Below are 17,153 nucleotides of genomic sequence, written 5' to 3'. Positions count from 1 at the left end.
GGCGGGTCGGCGCCTGATCGGGCGGCGGCGCGCGGACGGGTCCGGGGGCCACCGCCCGGACGGTCGGCGCTGATGTCCTGAGACAGTGCCGGCTCCGCCACCAGCGTCGACCCGCCTTCTGGCGGCGGCCGTCGGACTTCGGTCCGGCGCCCGTCGTCGTGTGCGGGGGAGGGCGGCTCGGCGTGGCGTGGCATGGCTCGGCGCAGCGTGAGCCGGCGCGGCGCGGCCGGTGGCCCGAACGCCCGTCAGGGGCCGAAGATGGCCGGGTGGAAACGACCATCGCCGTGATCGGCGGCCTCAACATGGACCTGTCGGTGCGGGTCGCCCGGCTGCCCGCGCCGGGGGAGACGGTGACCGGCGCCGAGGCCGTCCGCGGCTCCGGGGGCAAGGGCGGGAACCAGGCGGTGGCGGTGGCGCGGCTCGGGGGCCGGGCCCGGATGATCGGGATGCTGGGCGACGATCCCTTCGGGGCGGAGCTGCGGCGGAACCTGGAGGCGGAGGGGGTCGACGTCGGCCGGGTCGGGACCGCCGCGACGGCGACGACGGGGATGGCGCTGATCGTCGTGCAGGGGGACGGGGAGAACACGATCACGCTCTCGCCGGGGGCGAACGCCGTGCTGACGGCCGCTGATGTCGGCGGGACCGCTGATTCCGGTGGTTCCGCCGGTTCCGCTGATTCCGCCGACTCCGCAGGCTTCTCAGATTCCGCCGATCCCGCCGACGTGCTGCTGATGAACCTGGAGGTGCCGTTCGAGGCGGTGCTCGCGGCGGCCCGCGGTACTCGGGCGCTGCGCGTCCTCAACGCCGCGCCGATTCCGGATCAGGACATCAGCGAGCTGCTGCGGGTCGTGGACGTCCTCGTCGTGAACGAGACCGAGGCGGCCGCCCTGCTCGGCCGGGAGGTTCGCGATCCCCGCGAGCTGCTCCCGCTCGGCCCCCGCACCGCCGTGCTGACCCTCGGCGCGGGAGGCGCGACCGCCGCGACCGCCGAAGGAACCTGGTCGACGGATGCCTTCGCGGTCGAGGTCGTCGACGCGGTCGGCGCGGGCGACGCCTTCTGCGCCGCGTTGGCCGTCGGCCTGGGTTCCGGCGCCGGGATCGAGACGGCGCTGCGCCGCGCCTGCGCTGCCGGGGCCTTGGCGACGACTCGGGCCGGCGCCCAACCGGCGCTGCCCACGCGGACCGAGGTCGATCAGCTCCTGAGCCGCTGACCGACCTCGACGGTGCACCGGCGGCACAGCCGCCGTCCAGACTCCGTCGGGCGTCAATCTAGTCGAACAGGTCCGGGTCGGAAACCACGATCTGGTCCCACAGCGGCCGGGCCTGGAACCAGCCCGCGAAATGCCCGCCGATCTGCTCGCGCACCATCAGGGCGGTCTCGCGGTCGATCAGCTTCGGCGTGCCCGCCGCCATCGCCAGCAGCTGCGCCTGGCAGGACCGCTCCATCGTCACGAACCACCACACCGCCTCGGCGACCGACTCGCCGACCGTGATCAGCCCGTGGTTCTGGAGGATCGCGGCCTTGTGGCCGGCCACCGCCGCGGCGATGCGCTTGCCCTCCTCGACGTCGCTGGCCACGCCGCCGTAGCCGTCGTAGAGGCCGTGGTCCTCGAAGAAGGCGCAGGCGTCCTGGGTGATCGGGTCCAGCGGCAGGCCGAGGGCGGCGAAGGCCTTGCCGTACAGCGAGTGCGAGTGCGCGGCGGCGATCACGTCCGGGCGCGCCCGGTGCACCTCGGCGTGGATGACGAAGGCGGCGCGGTTGACGTGGAACCGGCCCTCCAGCACCGTGCCGTCGTGGTCGCAGCGGATCAGGTCCGAGGCCTTGATCTGGCTGAAGGACTGGCCGAAGCCGTTGACCCAGAAGGTGTCCGGGAACTCGGGGTCGCGGACGGTGATGTGTCCGGCGACGCCCTCGGAGAAGCCGAACCTGCCGAAGATCCGGAACCCGGCGGCCAGCTGCTCCTTGCGGTACTGCCGCTCGGCCTCGACGGAGTCGAACGTCGGCGGAAGGGGGAAGTACAGCTCCTGCGCCGCGTTGCCGACGGCCATTTCGACCTGCTCGACGCCGGGTTCGGTGGTGGTCATGGCACGCCCTTCGGTTATCGGATACATTCACGTATCGGATACGTACCCGGATCGTTTCCCACGCTGGAGGAGGTGTCAAGAGCCGGTGCCCAAAGGCATGACGAAGCGGCGTCCGCAGACGCTGGCACGGCTCCTCGACGCGGCCCTGGAGGCCTTCGCCGCCAACGGTTTCGGCGGAACGCGGATCGAGGACGTGTGCGAGCGCGCCGGGTACACGCGCGGAGCGTTCTACTCCAACTTCGCCAGCAAGGAAGAGTTGTTCTTCGCGCTGTTCGACCGGCATGCCGCACGCGTTCTGGAGCGGTTCGAGAAGCAGGCGGCGGCGTTGGGACCGGGAGCGGTGACCCTCGCCGACCTCGCGGCGGGACTGGCCGAGTTCGACGACGACGAGCGCACCTGGTACCTGGTCACGACCGAGTTCACGCTCTCGGCGATCCGGGATCCGCAGGCGGCGCGCCGCCTGGCCGAACACGACGCCCGGCTGCGCGGCGAGGCGATGCGGTTGCTGGCGGAGCGGCTGGCCCGGGCCGGGCTCCGGCTGCGGCCGGGCGTCGAGCTGGAGCCGCTGGTCAGGATGCTGATCGCGATCCGGGAGGGGGCGCTGGCGCAGAGCTATGTCGAGCCGGAGGCGCTGCCGCCAGGGACATTGGAGCGCCAGTTCTTGCCGGCGCTGCTGGGTGCGGTGACGGAAGTCGCGGCCGAGCCGGTGGCGGAGCCCGAGCACGGCTGAACCGGTGGCGGAGCCCGAGCACGGCTGAACCGGTGGCGGAGCCCGAGCACGGCTGAGCCGGTGGTGGAGCCGCCGAGCGCGGTTGAGCCGGTGACCGAGCCCGAGGCGGACTGATTCGCCGCTGCGCGCGCCGCCTACGCGGGATCGATCACCAGCGGGCGTCCGATGAGCGAGTCGAGGATGGCGCGGGCCGCCACGAGGGCCTCGATCCGTTCCGTGATGCGAGCACGCTCGACAGCCAGCCCATCGCGCAGCTCGGGGCAGCGTCCGGTCAGCACCACGGAATCGTCCACGACGTTCGGCAGGATCTCGGCGATCGCCGTGCTGTTCAGGCCGGCGGACAGCAGTACGCGGATCCTAGCCACGGTGGCCACGCTGCGTTCGTCGTAGTCGCGATATCCGCTGGGAAGGCGCTCGGGGGAGAGCAGGCCCTGTTCCTCGTAGTAGCGCAGAGCCCTGATCGAGGCGCCGGTGCGGCGGGAGAGTTCGCCGATCTTCATGGCTCCAGGAGAACGCGGGCTTGACCCTCACGTCAACGTGAGGCTTTAGCTTCGCGGCATGGAAGCGAAGACAACTCGCGTTGCGGTCCTGGGGCTTGGGCCCATGGGCCGGGCGCTCGCCGCGGCGTTTGCGGCCGAGGCTCGTGAAGTCACAGTGTGGAACCGCACGCCGGGGAAGGCTGCCGGGCTGGCCGTGACGGTCGCCGGGTCGCCCGGTGCCGCTGTGGCGGCGGCCGACGTCGTGGTGGCGTGCCTGATCGACAACGAGGTGGTTCGGCGGACGCTGGACGAAGTTCCGTTCGGTGCTCGGCAGGCGCTCGTCAACCTCACGAGCGGCACACCGGGCCAGGCCCGGGAGATGGCGGCGTGGGCCGCCGAGCGGGGCATCGCCTACCTCGATGGCGCGATCCTGACGCCGACGCCGATGATCGGTACGCCGGCCGGGACCGTCCTGCTCAGCGGCGACCCGAGTGTGTATGCCCAGGTGGCATCGACGCTGGCTGTGCTCGGTGGCCGTGTCCTGCACCTCGGCGACGATCCTGGCACTGCCGGCGCCTACGACATGGCGCTGCTCGACATCTTCGCGACCGCCACCAACGGACTGCTGCACGGCTTCGCGCTCGCCGCCGCCGAGGGCATCGCTCCGACGAGCTTCGCGGCGTTCGCCGGCGGCATCGGTGCGCTGCTGCCGGAGATGGCTGTCCGCATGGGGGCGCAGATCGAGGCCGGCTCGTTCCCGGGCGACCGTTCGACGATCGCCTCCGCGGCGTCGAGCATCGGCCATGTCGCGGCGACGGCTCGGGCGCACGGACTGGACACCGGGATGCTCGACGCGGCTCGCGGCGTGATCGATCGTGCGGTCGCTGCGGGGCACGGGGCGGAAGGGCTGGCGCGGCTGGCGACGCTGTGGGCCGACCCGGTGGACGAAGCCGTTTGAGCAAGTGCTTAAATAGGCCCTGAACTCGGTGAACTCGCTGAACGCGGTGCGGAGGGCAGAGCTGTGAAGATCGTCATCCCCGGAGGCTCCGGTCAGGTCGGCGCGATTCTACGGCGCGCTTTCAGCGCTGCGGGGCACTCGGTCGTGATTCTGACCCGGACGCCGAGGCTGCCGGGCGAGGTGGCCTGGGACGGTCGCACGCTCGGCGCCTGGGCCGAGGAGATCGACGGCTGTGACGTCGTCGTCAACCTCGCGGGGCGCAGCGTCAGCTGCCGGTACACGCCGGAGAACCTCCGGGAGATGATGGATTCGCGGGTGCTGTCCGCGAGGGTGGTCGGGCAGGCGATCGGGGCGGCTGCGCGGCCGCCGAGGGTGTGGCTCCAGGCGAGCACGGCCACCATCTACGCCCACACCTACGGCCCGGCGAACGACGAGCGCGGGGTTATCGGCGGGACTGAGGACGGCGTGCCCGACTACTGGGGCTACAGCGTCGAGATCGCCCGGAACTGGGAGCGGGAGCAGGCCGAGGCGTCGACGCCGGGGACGCGGAAGGTCGCGATGCGCTCGGCGATGGTGATGAGTCCGGACCGGGGCGGGGTCTTCGACTACTTGGCGTGGATGGCGCGGCTGGGGCTCGGCGGGCCGGTGGCCGGGGGCCGGCAGTACGTCTCGTGGATCCACGACCGGGATTTCGTCCGGGCCGTGGAGTTCTTGACGGCCGACGAGGATCTGGAGGGGGCGGTCAACCTCGCCGCTCCGGGACCGCTGCCGCAGCGGGAGTTCATGCGGACACTGCGGCGGGCGTGGGGGATGCCGCTCGGGTTGCCGGCGACCCGGGGGATGGCCGCGATCGGGGCGCTCGTGCTGAGGTCCGACACCGAGCTGCTGCTCAAGAGCCGGAGAGTGGTTTCCGGACGCCTGGCGGAGGCCGGGTTCGGGTTCGATTTCCCGGGCTGGGACGGTGCCGCGCGGGATCTGGTGGCGAGGCGGAGGTCTCAGGCGGCCTGAGGTTCTGGTCGGGCCCCGGACCTCACCGATCGCTCCACGACCACTCCACCACCAGCTCGTCCTGCGTCGCGAACCGCACCAGGTGCCGCGCCACCACGTCCCGCACCGCCGCCAGCCGCTCCTCGTCCTCGGCCCGGACCGTCAGCACCAGCACGCCCGGCCCGGTGGCCAGGTCGCAGCGGCCGGAGCTGAAGGTCAGCGAGCCGGACGCGCCGTCGGCGGACTGCTCGGAGTCGACCTGGCGGCCGAGGTGGGAGACCAGCTGTTTCAGATAGCGCTCGGGACGGTCGGTCTTCACGTTCGCCATGGACTCGATCATGGTGCCATTATCCCGGCCGTCCCGCCGCGCGGCTCTGGTGGCGTCAGCCGTCTGCGCTACCCGTGGCTGCTTGGCGCAGCTCGCCGCTGCCCCTTGCTGCTCGCCCGCTGCTCCTCGCTGCTCCCTGCTACTCCCCGCTGCTCCCTGCTACTCCTCGGTCGACTCCGGCGTCCCCTCGGGAGCCGCCGCCACCCGGTCGTCGACCGCGCGCCGGCGCCGTGTCACGTCGCTCAGCGCGGGCGGCGTCCAGCCGCCGTTCTCCCACACCAGCTCGGTGCCCGGGGGCACGATCTCGTCGATGCGGTCCAGCGCCGCGTCGTCCAGGACCAGGTCCTGGCCGGCCAGGGAGGACTCCAGCTGGTCCATGGTGCGCGGGCCCAGGATCACCGACGTCACGGCCGGGTGCGCCAGCGGGAAGGCCGTGGCCAGCTGCGGCAAGGAGACGCCCAGGTCGTCGGCGAGCTTCACCAGCTCCTCCACCGCGTCGTACTTCGCGGCGTGCTTGGGGAGCGCGGGGTCGAAGCGTTCGCGGGCCAGGGCCGCGCGGCCGGAGGAGAAGTCGACCTCCTGTCCGCGGCGGAACTTGCCGCTGAGGAAGCCCCAGGCCAGCGGGCTCCAGGTCAGCACGCCCATGTTCAGCCGCTGGGCGGTCGGCAGCACCGACTTCTCGATGCCGCGGGCCAGGATCGAATAGGGCGGCTGCTCGGTGCGGAACTTCATCAGGCCGCGGCGCTCGGCCACGTGCCAGGCCTCGACCACGTCCTCGACCGGGAAGGTCGAGGAGCCGAAGGCGCGGATCTTGCCGGCGCGGACCAGGTCGGTCAGGACGCCGAGGGTCTCCTCGATGTCGGTCGCCGGGTCCGGGCGGTGGATCTGGTAGAGGTCGATCCAGTCGGTCTGCAGGCGCCGGAGGCTGTCCTCGACCGCGCGGACTATGTAGCGGCGGGAGTTGCCGCCGTGGTTGCGTTTGTCGTCCAGGGCGAAGTGCACCTTAGTGGCCAGCACGATGTCGTCGCGCCGGCCCTTCAGCGCCTTGCCGACGATCTCCTCGGACTCGCCGGTGGAGTACATGTCGGCGGTGTCCACGAAATTGACACCCGCGTCGAGCGCGGCATGGATGATCCGTTCGCTGTCGGCGTGGTCGGGGTTGCCGATCTTGCCGAACATCATGGTGCCCAGTGCGTAGGTGCTGACCTCGATGCCCGTGGCACCGAGAACCCGGTAGTGCATCGTCATACCGGCGACGGTACGACCTGGAGTCGACTCCAGGTCAACCTCGGCGAACCGTCGACCTCGGCAAGTCGTCGACCTCGGCAAGGCGTCAGCCTCGGCGACCCGCCAAGCCCGCCGACCCCGTCAGCCTCGGGCCGGCGCGCCGGAACCCCGGCGCGCGCCCGCGTTCAGGACTTGACCGCGCTGCCGCCCAGCCACTGGTTCCAGCTCTCCTGCCAGTCGCCGTAGCCGTTGCCCGGGGCCACGCTCTTGGGCGAGTTCACCACCTGCACCAGGTCGCCGGGCAGGGTGTTGCCGAACAGCCACGCGGCCCGCTCCATCGACAGGCCGACGCAGCCGTGGCTGACGTTGGCGTAGCCCTGCGAGCCCACCGACCACGGGGCGGCGTGGATGTACGTGCCCGAATACGTCAGGTGGATCGCGTAGCGGACGTCGGGGATGTCGTACTCGTTGCCGAAGCCGACGGTGGAGGACTGCATGTGCACCGAGGAGGCCTTGTCGATCACCGCCATGGTGCCGCCCCAGGTGTCGGCGCCGGGCTTGCCGCCGGTCACCGGGAAGGAGTTGACCTGCTTGTCGTCCTGGTAGACGGTCATCCGGTGCTTGGTCAGGTCCACCAGCGAGAGCTGCTTGCGGCCCACGGTGAAGCCGAAGGAGGTGTCGCCGCCGCCGTACTTGCCGTCGCCGGCCGGCACGCCGTCGAGCTCCAGCGACACCCGGACCTTGGTGCCGGCCTTCCAGTAGCTCTCCGGGCGCCAGTCCAGGCGGGCGTCCGACAGCCAGCTCCAGTGCCCGGGCTGCGGCGGGTCGGTGACCACGCGCAGGGACTTCTCCACCGCCGCGCGGTCGGTGACCGGGTGCGTGAACTGCACCAGGATCGGCATGCCGACGCCGACCAGGTCGCCGTTCTGCGGCGCGGTCGCGGCGAACTTCAGCTGCTTGTCGGCGGTCGGCGCGAAGGTGGTGAAGGAGGAGGTCCGCGACACCTGGTTGCCGTCGACGGCCACGCCGGTGGCGGTCAGGGTGTAGCGGGTGCGGGTCTTCAGGTGCGAGTCGGCGGTCCACTCGGTGCCCTCGGGGTTCAGCGTCCCGGGCACCGCCGCGCCGTCCGGCCCGGCCAGCAGCACGGCGGCCAGCTTCTCGCCGGACTGCGCCGTGACGCTCACCGGCACCTCGGTGCGGATGTTGGTGGAGCCGTCGCTGGGCACGCTGGTCAGCGGGATCGGCGTGGCCACCGGCTCGACGGCGGCCCGGGCCGGGCCGGCGGGTCCCGCGGCCGCGGTCAGGGAACCGCCGACCAGGGTGACGACGGCGGCGGCGCCGAGCGTCAGCCGGGGTTGGCGGAACTGTCGGGGCTGGCGCGGGGGCGTCCCGGTGCGCACTCTGGGCTTCCTCAGGTTCGTGGCGGTGGCGGATGAGCGTCGCATAGTGGTGTATGTGCGCTGCTTCCTCCGTATATATGCGGAACGATGCTCCGATCGATGGAAGGCGCGCTGAGTTGTCCCCCATTGGTTTGAACGGCGATTCGGCCGGAGGCGGATCGGCGGCCGGGTCGCCGGCCGGACCGGGCTCCGTCCGGCGGCCGGTTGGAGGCGGGCAGCGGGAAGGTGATTTCATGCCGGGGTGAGTGATTTCGCGGGAGGACCGATCCCCGGCGCCCTGTCCTGGACGCCGGATCTGAGCGCCGCCGACCGGGAGACCGTGTGGCATCCCTACGCGCCGATGCCCTCGGTGGTCGAACCGTTCCCGGTCGTCGGGGCGGACGGCGTGCGGATCCGGCTGGCCGACGGCCGCGAACTCGTCGACGGCATGGCCTCGTGGTGGTCGGCGATCCACGGCTACCGGAACCCGGTGCTCGACCAGGCGGTGCGCGACCAGCTCGACACCATGGCGCACGTCATGTTCGGCGGGCTCACGCACGCCCCCGGCGTGCTGCTGGCGCGGCGGCTGGCCGCGATGGCGCCGGAGGGGATCGAGCATGTCTTCTTCGCCGACTCCGGCTCGGTCTCGGTCGAGGTCGCGATCAAGATGTGCCTCCAGTACCAGCGCTCGCAGGGCCACTCCGGCCGGACCCGCCTGCTCACCGTGCGCGGCGGCTACCACGGCGACACCTTCGGCGCGATGGCCGTGACCGACCCGGCCGGCAGCATGCACCAGCTGTGGGCCGACGTCCTGCCCGGGCACGTGTTCGCCGACCGCCCGCCGGCCGTCTGCACCGAGGAGTACGCCGACCACCTGCGCCGCCTGGCCGCCGAGCATGCCGACACGCTGGCCGCGGTGATCGTCGAACCGGTGGTGCAGGGCGCCGGCGGCATGCTGTTCTACGACCCCGAAGTGCTCCGGGTGCTGCGCGCCGTCTGCGACGAGCACGGTCTGCTGCTGGTCTTCGACGAGATCGCCACCGGCTTCGGCCGGACCGGCGAGCTGTTCGCCGCCGCGCACGCCGGTGTCAGCCCCGACATCATGACCGTCGGCAAAGCCCTGACCGGCGGCTACCTGACCCTGGCCGCCGCGCTGTGCACGGCCCGGGTCGCCCACGGCATCTCCAGCGGCGAGGCCCCGGTGCTGATGCACGGGCCCACGTTCATGGCCAACCCGCTGGCCTGCGCCGTCGCCTATGCCTCCACCGGCCTGCTGCTGGACGGCGCCTGGCGGGAAAACGTCGCCGGGATCGCCAAGCTGCTCACCGAGCACCTGGAGCCGGCCCGGGAGCTGCCCGGCGTCGCCGACGTCCGGGTGCTGGGCGCCATCGGCGTCGTGGAGATGGCTGAGCCCACCGACATGCGCACCGCCACGAAGGCCGCCATGGACCTCGGTGTCTGGATCCGGCCCTTCGGCAAGCTGCTGTACGTCATGCCGCCCTACATCACTCCGGAGGAGGACGTCGTGCGGATCGCCGAGGCGTTGGTCGCCGCGGCGCGGGTCTCGGGGCGGCCGTAGGCCGGGTCGGCTCGGAGCGTTCTGGAGCGGTCCGGAGCGTTCTGGAGCGATCCGGAACGGTCCGGAACGGGGTCGGATCAACCCTGGAACAACCTCAGGCCAACCTCAGATCCCGCCCTTGATCATCGCCCCGCCGTCGACCACCAGCACCTCGCCGGTGATCCACGACGCCAGGTCGCTGGCCAGGAACAACGCCGCGTTGGCGATGTCCTGCGGATCGCCGAGGCGCTCCAGGGCCCACGGATACTTCGCGTCCGGAGCGGCGCCCTCCCACAGCGACCGCGCGAACTCGGTCTTGACCAGGCCCGGCGCGATCGCGTTGACCCGCACCGCCGGCGCCAGCTCCCCGGCCAGGTGCTTGGTCTGGTGGATCAGCGCGGCCTTGGTCATGCCGTACACGCCCAGAGGGTCGTTGAACTGGAGGCCGCTGACCGAGGACAGGTTGATCACGCAGCCGCCGGGGTGCGCCGTGTCCGGCCCCATCGCCTGCCCCCACGCCTCCTGCGTCCACACCAGCGGGCCGCGCAGGTTCACCTCGACGGTCTTGTCGAACCGGGGCACGTCCACGCCCACGACGTTGCCGAAGTGCGGGTTCGTCGCGGCGTTGTTCACCAGGATGTCCAGCGTGCCGAAGGTGTCGACGGCCAGCGCCACCGCGTCCCGCGCCGCCTGCGGGTCCCCGGCGTGCGCCGCGAACGGCACCACCTCGGCCCCCGGCACGCGGCTCCGGATCTCCTCCGCCGACCGCTCCAGGCCCTCGATCTTCCGGGACGTGATCACCACCCGCGCCCCGCACTCCGCGTAGGTCGCCGCGATCGCCTGCCCGATGCCCCGGGAGCCGCCGGTGACCAGGGCGACCTTGCCGTCCAGTCGGATGTCCACTGCCTTGCTCCTTCGGGGCTGGGGAAGGTGGGGAGCGGCGGAAAATCGCCCTTCCGCGAGTGAACGATAAGCCATACCTTTCGAAGGGTGACAGACCCTGCTGCTCCCGCTTTGGTGGGCCTCGACCTGATTGCGGTCGCTGAGTACCTGGATGTGCACCTCGGCGATCACGCGCCCGACCTGAAGGTGCGGGGACCGCTGTCGGCGACGCTGATCGCCGGCGGCCTGTCCAATCTGACGTACGAACTGCGCGACGCCGAGGGTCGGGCGCTGATTCTGCGGCGGCCGCCGTTGGGGCATGTGCTGCCGACGGCGCACGATATGCGGCGGGAGTTCCGGGTTGTCTCGGCGCTCGCCGGTACGGCTGTGCCGGTGGCGCGCGCCTACCTGCTGTGCGAGGACCCGGACGTGATCGGCGCGCCGTTCTACCTGATGGAGAAGGCCGACGGGGTGGTGCTGCGGACGCGGGCGCAGTGCGCCGCGCTGACGCCTGCGCAGGCGCGCGCGGTGAGCGAGAGCCTGGTGGACGTGCTGGCCGGGCTGCACGGCGTGGACCCGGAGGCGGTGGGGCTGGCGGACTTCGGGCGTCCCGAGGGGTATCTGCACCGGCAGCTCGATCGGTGGGACCGCCAGTACGCGGCGTCCCAGAGCCGGGAGATCCGCGGGCTGTTCGAGCTCGGCGACGGCCTGCGGGCCGCGGTGCCGGTGACGCAGCGCTCGGCGGTCCTGCACGGCGACTTCCGGCTCGACAACGTGATGATGCGGTTCGGGGCGGACGCGATCGGCGTGGCCGCGGTGTTCGACTGGGAGATGTCCACGCTCGGCGATCCGCTGGCCGATCTGGGGCTGCTGCTGACGTACTGGGAGGACCCGGGGCATCCGGCGAAGGGCATCCTTTCGGCCAGCGGCGGCCTGACCAACCACGAGGGGTTCCTGGCCGGCCGCGAGGTCGTCGACCGGTACCAGGCCGCGACCGGCCTGATCGTCGACGACCTCGACTGGTATGTCGCTTTCAGCCATTACAAGCTGGCGGTCGTCCTGGAGGGCATCCACTACCGCCATGAGCACGGGCTGACCCTCGGGGAGGGGTTCGAGCGGGCCGGAGCCGCGGTCCCGGCCCTGGTCGAGGGCGGGCGGCGGTATCTGGACCGGACGCGCTGAGCGCGGTGGGAACCGCCCCACGCTGTGGGGAACGGAGGAGCCCGGAGCCCGACCGGGCCCCTCCGGAGTGGGGCGGTTCAGATTACTGCTTCCGAACCTTCTCCCGGCGTCAGTTGACGAACGTCTTCAGGGAGGACTGCGTGGTGTCGGTGATCGGGGCGATGCCGCCGCTGAACGTCCCGGTCGTCGGGCACAGGCTGGACCCGCTGATCTTGGAGACGGCCTGCGAGGTGAAGGTGACGCCGTTGGTGGTGTTGGACAGCGCGCCGTCGATCTCGTTGGTGCCGGTGACGCCGAAGTCGCAGACCACGTTGGTGAGCAGGATGGTCTTCATCGTGACCTTCTCGTCCAGGTTGGTCACGTGCAGCGTCGGGCTGGCGCCGTCGGTGACCTTGCCGTTGGCCGTGCCGTTGATCTCGACGCTGACCACGCTGGTGGTGCCGGAGATGGTGGTGGTGCAGTTCGCGGCGTCGGCGTGCAGCTGGGTGATGCTCTCGGTGGCGCTGGTGCCGACCGCGCCGTTGGTGGAGTCGGTGGCGGTGAACTTCCCGCTGGTGCAGGTGATCTTGCCCGAGCTGGTGGTGAACACGAAGTTGCTGGAGATCGGGCCGGTGAGGACGTCGCCGACGTTGACGTTGGTGGCGCCGCTGCCGGCGGCGCCGACGGTCAGGACACCGCCGGTGCTGGCCGAGGCCTGCCCGGCGACGGTGAGGACCAGGCCGCAGGCGGCGGTGGCGGCGGTGGCGGCGAGGGTGCGCTTGCGCATGATGGCGGGACTCACTTCCGTGTGGCGTTGATGGCGGTGGTCAGGTCGCTGACGCTGGTGTCGACGGCGATGGCGGCGCCGACGCCGGTGAGCGTCACGGTGTTGTGCCCGGGTGCCGAGGGCACGCCGAACAGCGAGTTCACGATCCAGTCGGCGGAGTCCAGGATTCCGCAGCCGTGCGCCCCCGGTACCGACAGCGCGTTGTCGACCAAGGTCGCGCCGGCGAAGTCGATGACCGAGGCGCCGTACCCGTTCGGGTCGGCGGTGATCGCGATGCTGCCGGGATCGCCGGTGGCCGGCCGGTTGGGCGGCGGCGGGCTGGTGGTGCCGGCCGTCGGGCTGAGCACGATCGGGCTGCTGGTGGAGCCGACGTAGCAGTTCAGCCCCAGGAACGCGTTGAGCAGGTGCAGCTTGATCGGCAGTTTGAACAGCGGGTAGTTCTCGCCGGCGGACAGCGGCGCGAACGCGGTGACCGGCCCGGCGGGCTCGATCAGCACGATGGCGCTGGTGACACCGGGCCAGAAGTTGGCCAGGCCCGGGATGGGCACGTTCAGCGGGCTGGCGGACAGCTCGGTGCCGTCGGTCGGGGTCGCCGTGGAGAACAGCGCGGCGGTGGTCTCGTCCGGGAAGGTCACCGTCGGCCCGTCGGCCGCCCAGTACATGCCGAACTTCACCGTCATCGGTGAGGAGAAATTCACCTTGGTGCTACCCACGGTGAATCCTCCACCACCTATGGTGGCCACGACGCAGCCCACCACGGCGTTGTTCGGGTTCTGCAGCTGCGGGCTCGCGACCGGGCAGGTGCCCATGCCGGCGTACGGGCCCGATGGTTGCGGTGTGCTCGCCGCCGCGGGCGACGCGGCGACCGCCACCAGGGCGAACGCCGCCGCGGCGGCAGCCGCGGCCCGGTGTTTGAGCCGGTGGAACAGGCTTGCAGCAGCCATGTTCACGCTCCCTCGTCAACGGGGATGTCAGATGTGCGAAGGTGGCGTCGAGGAGGACGCCGGTGATGGTGCGGGTGTAGTGATCACGCAGCGATACCGGCCGGTAACAAAACTCGTGGGAGTTGTAACTCCGCAGGGTTCGTCAGTCAACCCTCAGGGGGTGGAGATGTCCGTACCGCCCGCCCGTCTCCCACCACCACCCATGGAGGAGACATTGCACGTCACTGGTCTGATTACCGCCTTGGCCACGCTTCCCGGCGCACGTGACGCCCGTGATCCGCAGCGCGCCATCAAACGCGGGCCGAGCCGGGTGCCGCGCGAGCAGGTGGCCGCGACGCAACGCGACCGGCTCTACGACGGTCTGGTCCGAACTGTGGCCGAACACGGCTACGCGAACGCTTCGGTCAGCGATATCTGCCGGGCCTCCGGCGTGACGCGGCCGGCGTTCTACGAGCACTTCGAGAGCAAACAGGGCGCCTTCCTGGCCGCCTACCGGCACGGGACCGATGTGCTGTTCGCCATGCTGCGCAACGCTTTCGCGGCTTCGGTGGCCGAGGGGCGCGAAGTCGCGGGACGCGAGACAGAGGGCTGCGAAGTCGAGGATCGCGAAGCCGACGGCTGCGGCGCCGGGGACCTGGAGTCGGGGGACTGCCTGCGGGGCTGGACCCGCGCCACGCGCTCGGTGCTGGCCGTCCTGCTGGACGTGCTGGCCAGCGTCCCGGCCTTCGCCACGGCGGCGATCGTGGAGATCGACGCGGTCGGCCCCGAGGGGCGGCGGGCGCGGGCCGAGCGGCTGCGCGACTTCGAGGCCTTCTTCGCTGTGGCCCCGGCCACGCCGGCCGGGGTGGACCGGGACGAACTGGTCGGCAGCGTGGTGTCCGGGGCCTACGGCACGCTCTACCGGTACATCGCCGACGGCCGGATCGCCGAGCTGCCCGGGCTGCTGCCGGCGCTGGTCTACTTCGTGGTCGCGCCGTTCGCCGGACCGCGGGCCGCCGCCCGGGCCGCGGCCGAGGCGGCCGCCGGATCCGGGGCCGGAGATCATCAGCGTTCTGTCGCACCCTGTGTCCCGGCGCAGGCCGAGGCCGGTGTCGGCGCGGCGGGTGCCAAGGACTGAATCAGGGGGCGAATAGTTGCCCATTCAAAACCCGGGGAGTATGTTACCGGTCGGTCACCTTATGCAGTGTGATCCAGTTCACAGTACCCACCCATCCGTACGCCCCGGCGCCGGAAGCGGTCGTGGACCAAGGCGCCGAGCGTTGAAGAACGCCTGGTGACAGGATCGAAAGGAGCCGTATGGCGACGAAACCCGCAAGGGCCGAGGGCAAGGTGCGCTTCCGGCGCGCCGCCGTGCCGGGCCTGGTCGCGCTGGGCACCACCGGCGCGCTGGTCTTCCTCACCGCACAGGGCGCGCTCGGCGTGCAGTTCGCGATCTCCGGGATGCCGTTCGACGTGACCGCGTCCAGCCTGCACGGCGAGGGGTTCCAGCAGTACGGCGGGCTGGACCAGACCGCTGACGGCAGCCCGAACCTGCAGGACGAGAACGGCCAGCAGCTGGTGTTCGTGTCGGTCATCCGGAAGGCGGAGATCCACAGCCTGTGCCAGAGCGTCAACCTGGTCGGCACCAACCTGCTGATCAAGGCCGGCGGCGGCAGCAAGCCGGTCGAGGCCACCAACCTGGTGCTGGACTCGGACTCGCTGACCGGCGACCAGGCCGACTTCCAGAACATCAACATCGGCGAGGACGCCAGCCAGCTGCACCAGGTACCCAAGCTGGCCGGTCCGCTCGGCGTGTTCGGCCAGGAGGCCGACGTCGTCGACATCACCAACGTGCGCCAGCACAACTGGGCCGCCACCGCCGCCACGTTCCAACTGCCGAACCTGAGCATGACCTTCTCCAGCGACGGCTGCTGAACGTGACAGAGCACGAAGAAGGCGCACCCGGCGCCGCGGCGACCGCGTACCCCGCGGGCCCCGGCCGGCGCGGGGTGCGCCGGCCCTTCCGCCACTGGCGCCGCACCCGCCCCTTCTGGGGCGGCCTCCTGGTCCTGCTCGGCGGCGGCGAGATGCTGTCCCTGTTCTACGTGCCCTGGAAAGTGGTCCTCCACATGGGCCTGTACGGCATCTCCGGCTACCTGGTGCCGATCCTCCTGATCATCCTGGGCCTCAGCCTGATCTTCGACCCCGCACACCGCACCTTCTACTCGATCCTGTCACTGCTCTTTTCAGTAGCCAGCTGGATGACCTCCAACCTCGGCGGCTTCATGATCGGCATGATCCTCGCAATGGTCGGCGCCTCCCTGGCCTTCGGCTGGAGCGAACTCCCGGAGGCTGAGCAGCCTGCTGCTTGGCGCTACGAGGGGGAGGGGGAGGGGGACGGGGGCGGACGTGGTGGCTACGGCGGGTATGGCGAGTACGGCGGCTACGGCAACCATGGTGGCCACGGAGACAATGGAGACAATGGAGATACCGGTGGCCACGGCACGATGACCGGCCACCTGCCGCTTGTGTGACCTGGGCGCGGTGCCCGACTCCGCGCGCCTGAGGGAGGGGCCACCTGGACATGGGCGTCTCCGCGCCGACTGTGGCTCCGCGCGCGCCCACAGGACTGGGTCGGCTCAGAGCGAGCGGGCTCTGAGCCGACCCGCCGGGTGGGGGTGGAGTGAGGCGGGGTGGAGTGAGGCGGAGCGGGGAGAGGCAGAGGTGGATGCGGTGGTTGAGTCTTGGGGGCACGCGCCGGGTGGTGTGGAGCTGAGTGAGGTGGGGAGTGGGGTAGGGGGGAGGTTGGCTTGGGGCGGGCGCTGCGTTGGGGGTTGGTTCTGGGGATGTGTGAGGGGTTTGTCTTGGGTCGGTTGAAGGTTGTTGGTTGAAGATCAAGATCAAAGTCAAAAGCTGGGTAAGGCAGGCGCCTCCGGCGAGGGCCTCTGATCCCTCGGAGAACTGGCGCTAGTCCATAGGGGGGTCCTGCTAGTCCCTGCGCTGGCGGTTTGTGGGGTGGGGGTTTGTTCCCCTCGCTCACGTCGGCAGCCCTACGGGTACAGCACCGCCGCCCAGGTATCAAGTCCATGCCGGAACCTTGTTGTTCTAGCGCTGCGGTTGGGTGTGCATGAACTTGACACCTGGTCGGCGGTACTGTAGGCAAAGCCCTGCCGACGTGACCGAGGAGAACAAACCAAAACCCCAGGGAGAGGACTGAAGGATCCGGGGGCAGAGGGCGGCCACTTCAGCCATCCGGCCGCCGGTAAGGCAAACCTTCGGCCACCCGATGAGGTATGCCTTCGGCCAACCCGGCGAGGCAAACCTTCGGCCACCCGGTGGGCAGGTCTTCGGCCACTCGGCGAGGCAGTTCTTTGGGGCGCCGGTGCTGGCGGTCTTCGGCCCCTGCTTTGCTTTGAACCTTCCCGGCGGCCGTAGTCAGCGAGGCGCCCAGCCCCCTACCCCGTGATTGGCAGCTCTCTGCCTGGGTTTTTGGTTTGTTCTCCTCGGTCACGTCGGCAGGGCTTTGCCTACAGTACCGCCGACAGGGCTTCTGCGTTCTCGTCTGGTGGTACGAGTTTGTCGGCCTGGGGCGTGGCCGGTGTGATTTTCGCAGAGTCTTGATGAAAGCGGGCACGGACCCTGATGATCGAGGTTCTCGAAGCCATACGA

17 protein-coding genes are annotated in these 17,153 nt (G+C 70.8%); 9 read left to right on the top strand and 8 right to left on the bottom strand.

Going from position 1 to position 17,153, the window contains the following annotated elements; all coding sequences use genetic code 11:
- The first annotated feature begins 266 nt into the window (after positions 1–266).
- Positions 267–1,211 carry a ribokinase gene (locus tag ABD481_RS27830; protein ID WP_344668729.1) on the top strand — a complete coding sequence of 315 codons (945 nt, stop codon included), beginning with the start codon at positions 267–269 and terminating at the stop codon, positions 1,209–1,211.
- A gap of 58 nt (positions 1,212–1,269) precedes the next feature.
- On the opposite strand, the gene ABD481_RS27825 is transcribed toward ABD481_RS27830, so the two are convergent.
- A complete protein-coding gene (locus ABD481_RS27825; RefSeq protein ID WP_344668819.1) occupies positions 1,270–2,049 on the bottom strand; it encodes a class II aldolase/adducin family protein in 780 nt (259 codons plus the stop codon).
- Between the two features lie 133 nt (positions 2,050–2,182).
- On the opposite strand from ABD481_RS27825, the gene ABD481_RS27820 reads away from it, so the two are divergent.
- Positions 2,183–2,815, top strand: a complete 633-nt coding sequence (locus tag ABD481_RS27820) for a TetR/AcrR family transcriptional regulator (protein WP_344668728.1) — start codon at positions 2,183–2,185, stop codon at positions 2,813–2,815.
- Positions 2,816–2,949: 134 nt separating this feature from the next.
- Here ABD481_RS27820 and ABD481_RS27815 read toward each other — a convergent pair whose 3' ends face one another.
- Positions 2,950–3,315 (bottom strand): MerR family transcriptional regulator, encoded by a 366-nt coding sequence (locus ABD481_RS27815; RefSeq protein ID WP_344668727.1) that lies wholly within the window; start codon positions 3,313–3,315, stop codon positions 2,950–2,952.
- A 58-nt stretch (positions 3,316–3,373) separates the two neighbouring features.
- On the opposite strand from ABD481_RS27815, the gene ABD481_RS27810 reads away from it, so the two are divergent.
- Together ABD481_RS27810 and ABD481_RS27805 are read left to right on the top strand one after the other, a co-directional pair.
- Complete coding sequence (locus ABD481_RS27810) at positions 3,374–4,252, top strand: NAD(P)-dependent oxidoreductase (RefSeq protein ID WP_344668726.1); 879 nt, start codon at positions 3,374–3,376, stop codon at positions 4,250–4,252.
- A gap of 63 nt (positions 4,253–4,315) precedes the next feature.
- Positions 4,316–5,260 (top strand): epimerase, encoded by a 945-nt coding sequence (locus ABD481_RS27805; protein ID WP_344668725.1) that lies wholly within the window; start codon positions 4,316–4,318, stop codon positions 5,258–5,260.
- A 22-nt stretch (positions 5,261–5,282) separates the two neighbouring features.
- Here the strand turns inward: ABD481_RS27805 and ABD481_RS27800 are convergent, their stop codons facing one another.
- The 3 genes from ABD481_RS27800 to ABD481_RS27790 form a co-directional block, all read right to left on the bottom strand.
- Positions 5,283–5,579 carry a DUF2218 domain-containing protein gene (locus tag ABD481_RS27800; protein ID WP_344668724.1) on the bottom strand — a complete coding sequence of 99 codons (297 nt, stop codon included), beginning with the start codon at positions 5,577–5,579 and terminating at the stop codon, positions 5,283–5,285.
- A 147-nt stretch (positions 5,580–5,726) separates the two neighbouring features.
- Positions 5,727–6,809 (bottom strand): aldo/keto reductase, encoded by a 1,083-nt coding sequence (locus tag ABD481_RS27795; RefSeq protein ID WP_344668818.1) that lies wholly within the window; start codon positions 6,807–6,809, stop codon positions 5,727–5,729.
- Between the two features lie 170 nt (positions 6,810–6,979).
- The gene (locus ABD481_RS27790; RefSeq protein WP_344668723.1) at positions 6,980–8,194 is read right to left on the bottom strand and encodes a L,D-transpeptidase; all 1,215 of its coding nucleotides are present in this window, start codon (positions 8,192–8,194) and stop codon (positions 6,980–6,982) included.
- 241 nt (positions 8,195–8,435) lie between these two features.
- Here ABD481_RS27790 and ABD481_RS27785 point away from each other — a divergent pair, with 241 nt between their 5' ends.
- Positions 8,436–9,752 carry an adenosylmethionine--8-amino-7-oxononanoate transaminase gene (locus ABD481_RS27785; RefSeq protein WP_344668722.1) on the top strand — a complete coding sequence of 439 codons (1,317 nt, stop codon included), beginning with the start codon at positions 8,436–8,438 and terminating at the stop codon, positions 9,750–9,752.
- Positions 9,753–9,857: 105 nt separating this feature from the next.
- Here ABD481_RS27785 and ABD481_RS27780 read toward each other — a convergent pair whose 3' ends face one another.
- On the bottom strand, positions 9,858–10,634 hold the full coding sequence (locus ABD481_RS27780; RefSeq protein WP_344668721.1) for an SDR family oxidoreductase: 777 nt from the start codon (positions 10,632–10,634) through the stop codon (positions 9,858–9,860).
- Positions 10,635–10,721: 87 nt separating this feature from the next.
- Between ABD481_RS27780 and ABD481_RS27775 the strand changes: the two genes are divergently transcribed.
- Positions 10,722–11,795, top strand: a complete 1,074-nt coding sequence (locus ABD481_RS27775; RefSeq protein ID WP_344668720.1) for a phosphotransferase family protein — start codon at positions 10,722–10,724, stop codon at positions 11,793–11,795.
- 109 nt (positions 11,796–11,904) lie between these two features.
- Here ABD481_RS27775 and ABD481_RS27770 read toward each other — a convergent pair whose 3' ends face one another.
- Together ABD481_RS27770 and ABD481_RS27765 are read right to left on the bottom strand one after the other, a co-directional pair.
- Positions 11,905–12,561, bottom strand: coding sequence for a hypothetical protein (locus tag ABD481_RS27770; RefSeq protein WP_344668719.1), 657 nt, complete (start codon positions 12,559–12,561; stop codon positions 11,905–11,907).
- A gap of 11 nt (positions 12,562–12,572) precedes the next feature.
- Complete coding sequence (locus ABD481_RS27765) at positions 12,573–13,505, bottom strand: hypothetical protein (RefSeq protein ID WP_344668718.1); 933 nt, start codon at positions 13,503–13,505, stop codon at positions 12,573–12,575.
- 241 nt (positions 13,506–13,746) lie between these two features.
- Between ABD481_RS27765 and ABD481_RS27760 the strand changes: the two genes are divergently transcribed.
- The 3 genes from ABD481_RS27760 (at position 13,747) to ABD481_RS27750 (ending at position 16,018) form a co-directional block, all read left to right on the top strand.
- Entirely contained in the window at positions 13,747–14,622 is an 876-nt protein-coding gene (locus ABD481_RS27760; RefSeq protein WP_344668717.1) for a TetR/AcrR family transcriptional regulator, read from the top strand.
- A 179-nt stretch (positions 14,623–14,801) separates the two neighbouring features.
- The gene (locus ABD481_RS27755; RefSeq protein WP_344668716.1) at positions 14,802–15,419 is read left to right on the top strand and encodes a DUF6230 family protein; all 618 of its coding nucleotides are present in this window, start codon (positions 14,802–14,804) and stop codon (positions 15,417–15,419) included.
- A gap of 2 nt (positions 15,420–15,421) precedes the next feature.
- A complete protein-coding gene (locus tag ABD481_RS27750; RefSeq protein WP_344668715.1) occupies positions 15,422–16,018 on the top strand; it encodes a DUF6114 domain-containing protein in 597 nt (198 codons plus the stop codon).
- The last annotated feature ends 1,135 nt before the right edge of the window (positions 16,019–17,153 follow it).

Origin of the sequence: Catenulispora yoronensis (genome assembly GCF_039531695.1) — a bacterium.
GTDB lineage: Bacteria > Actinomycetota > Actinomycetes > Streptomycetales > Catenulisporaceae > Catenulispora > Catenulispora yoronensis.
Note: the sequence above shows the minus strand (reverse complement) of the source record. Positions and strands in the feature narration are given on the sequence as shown.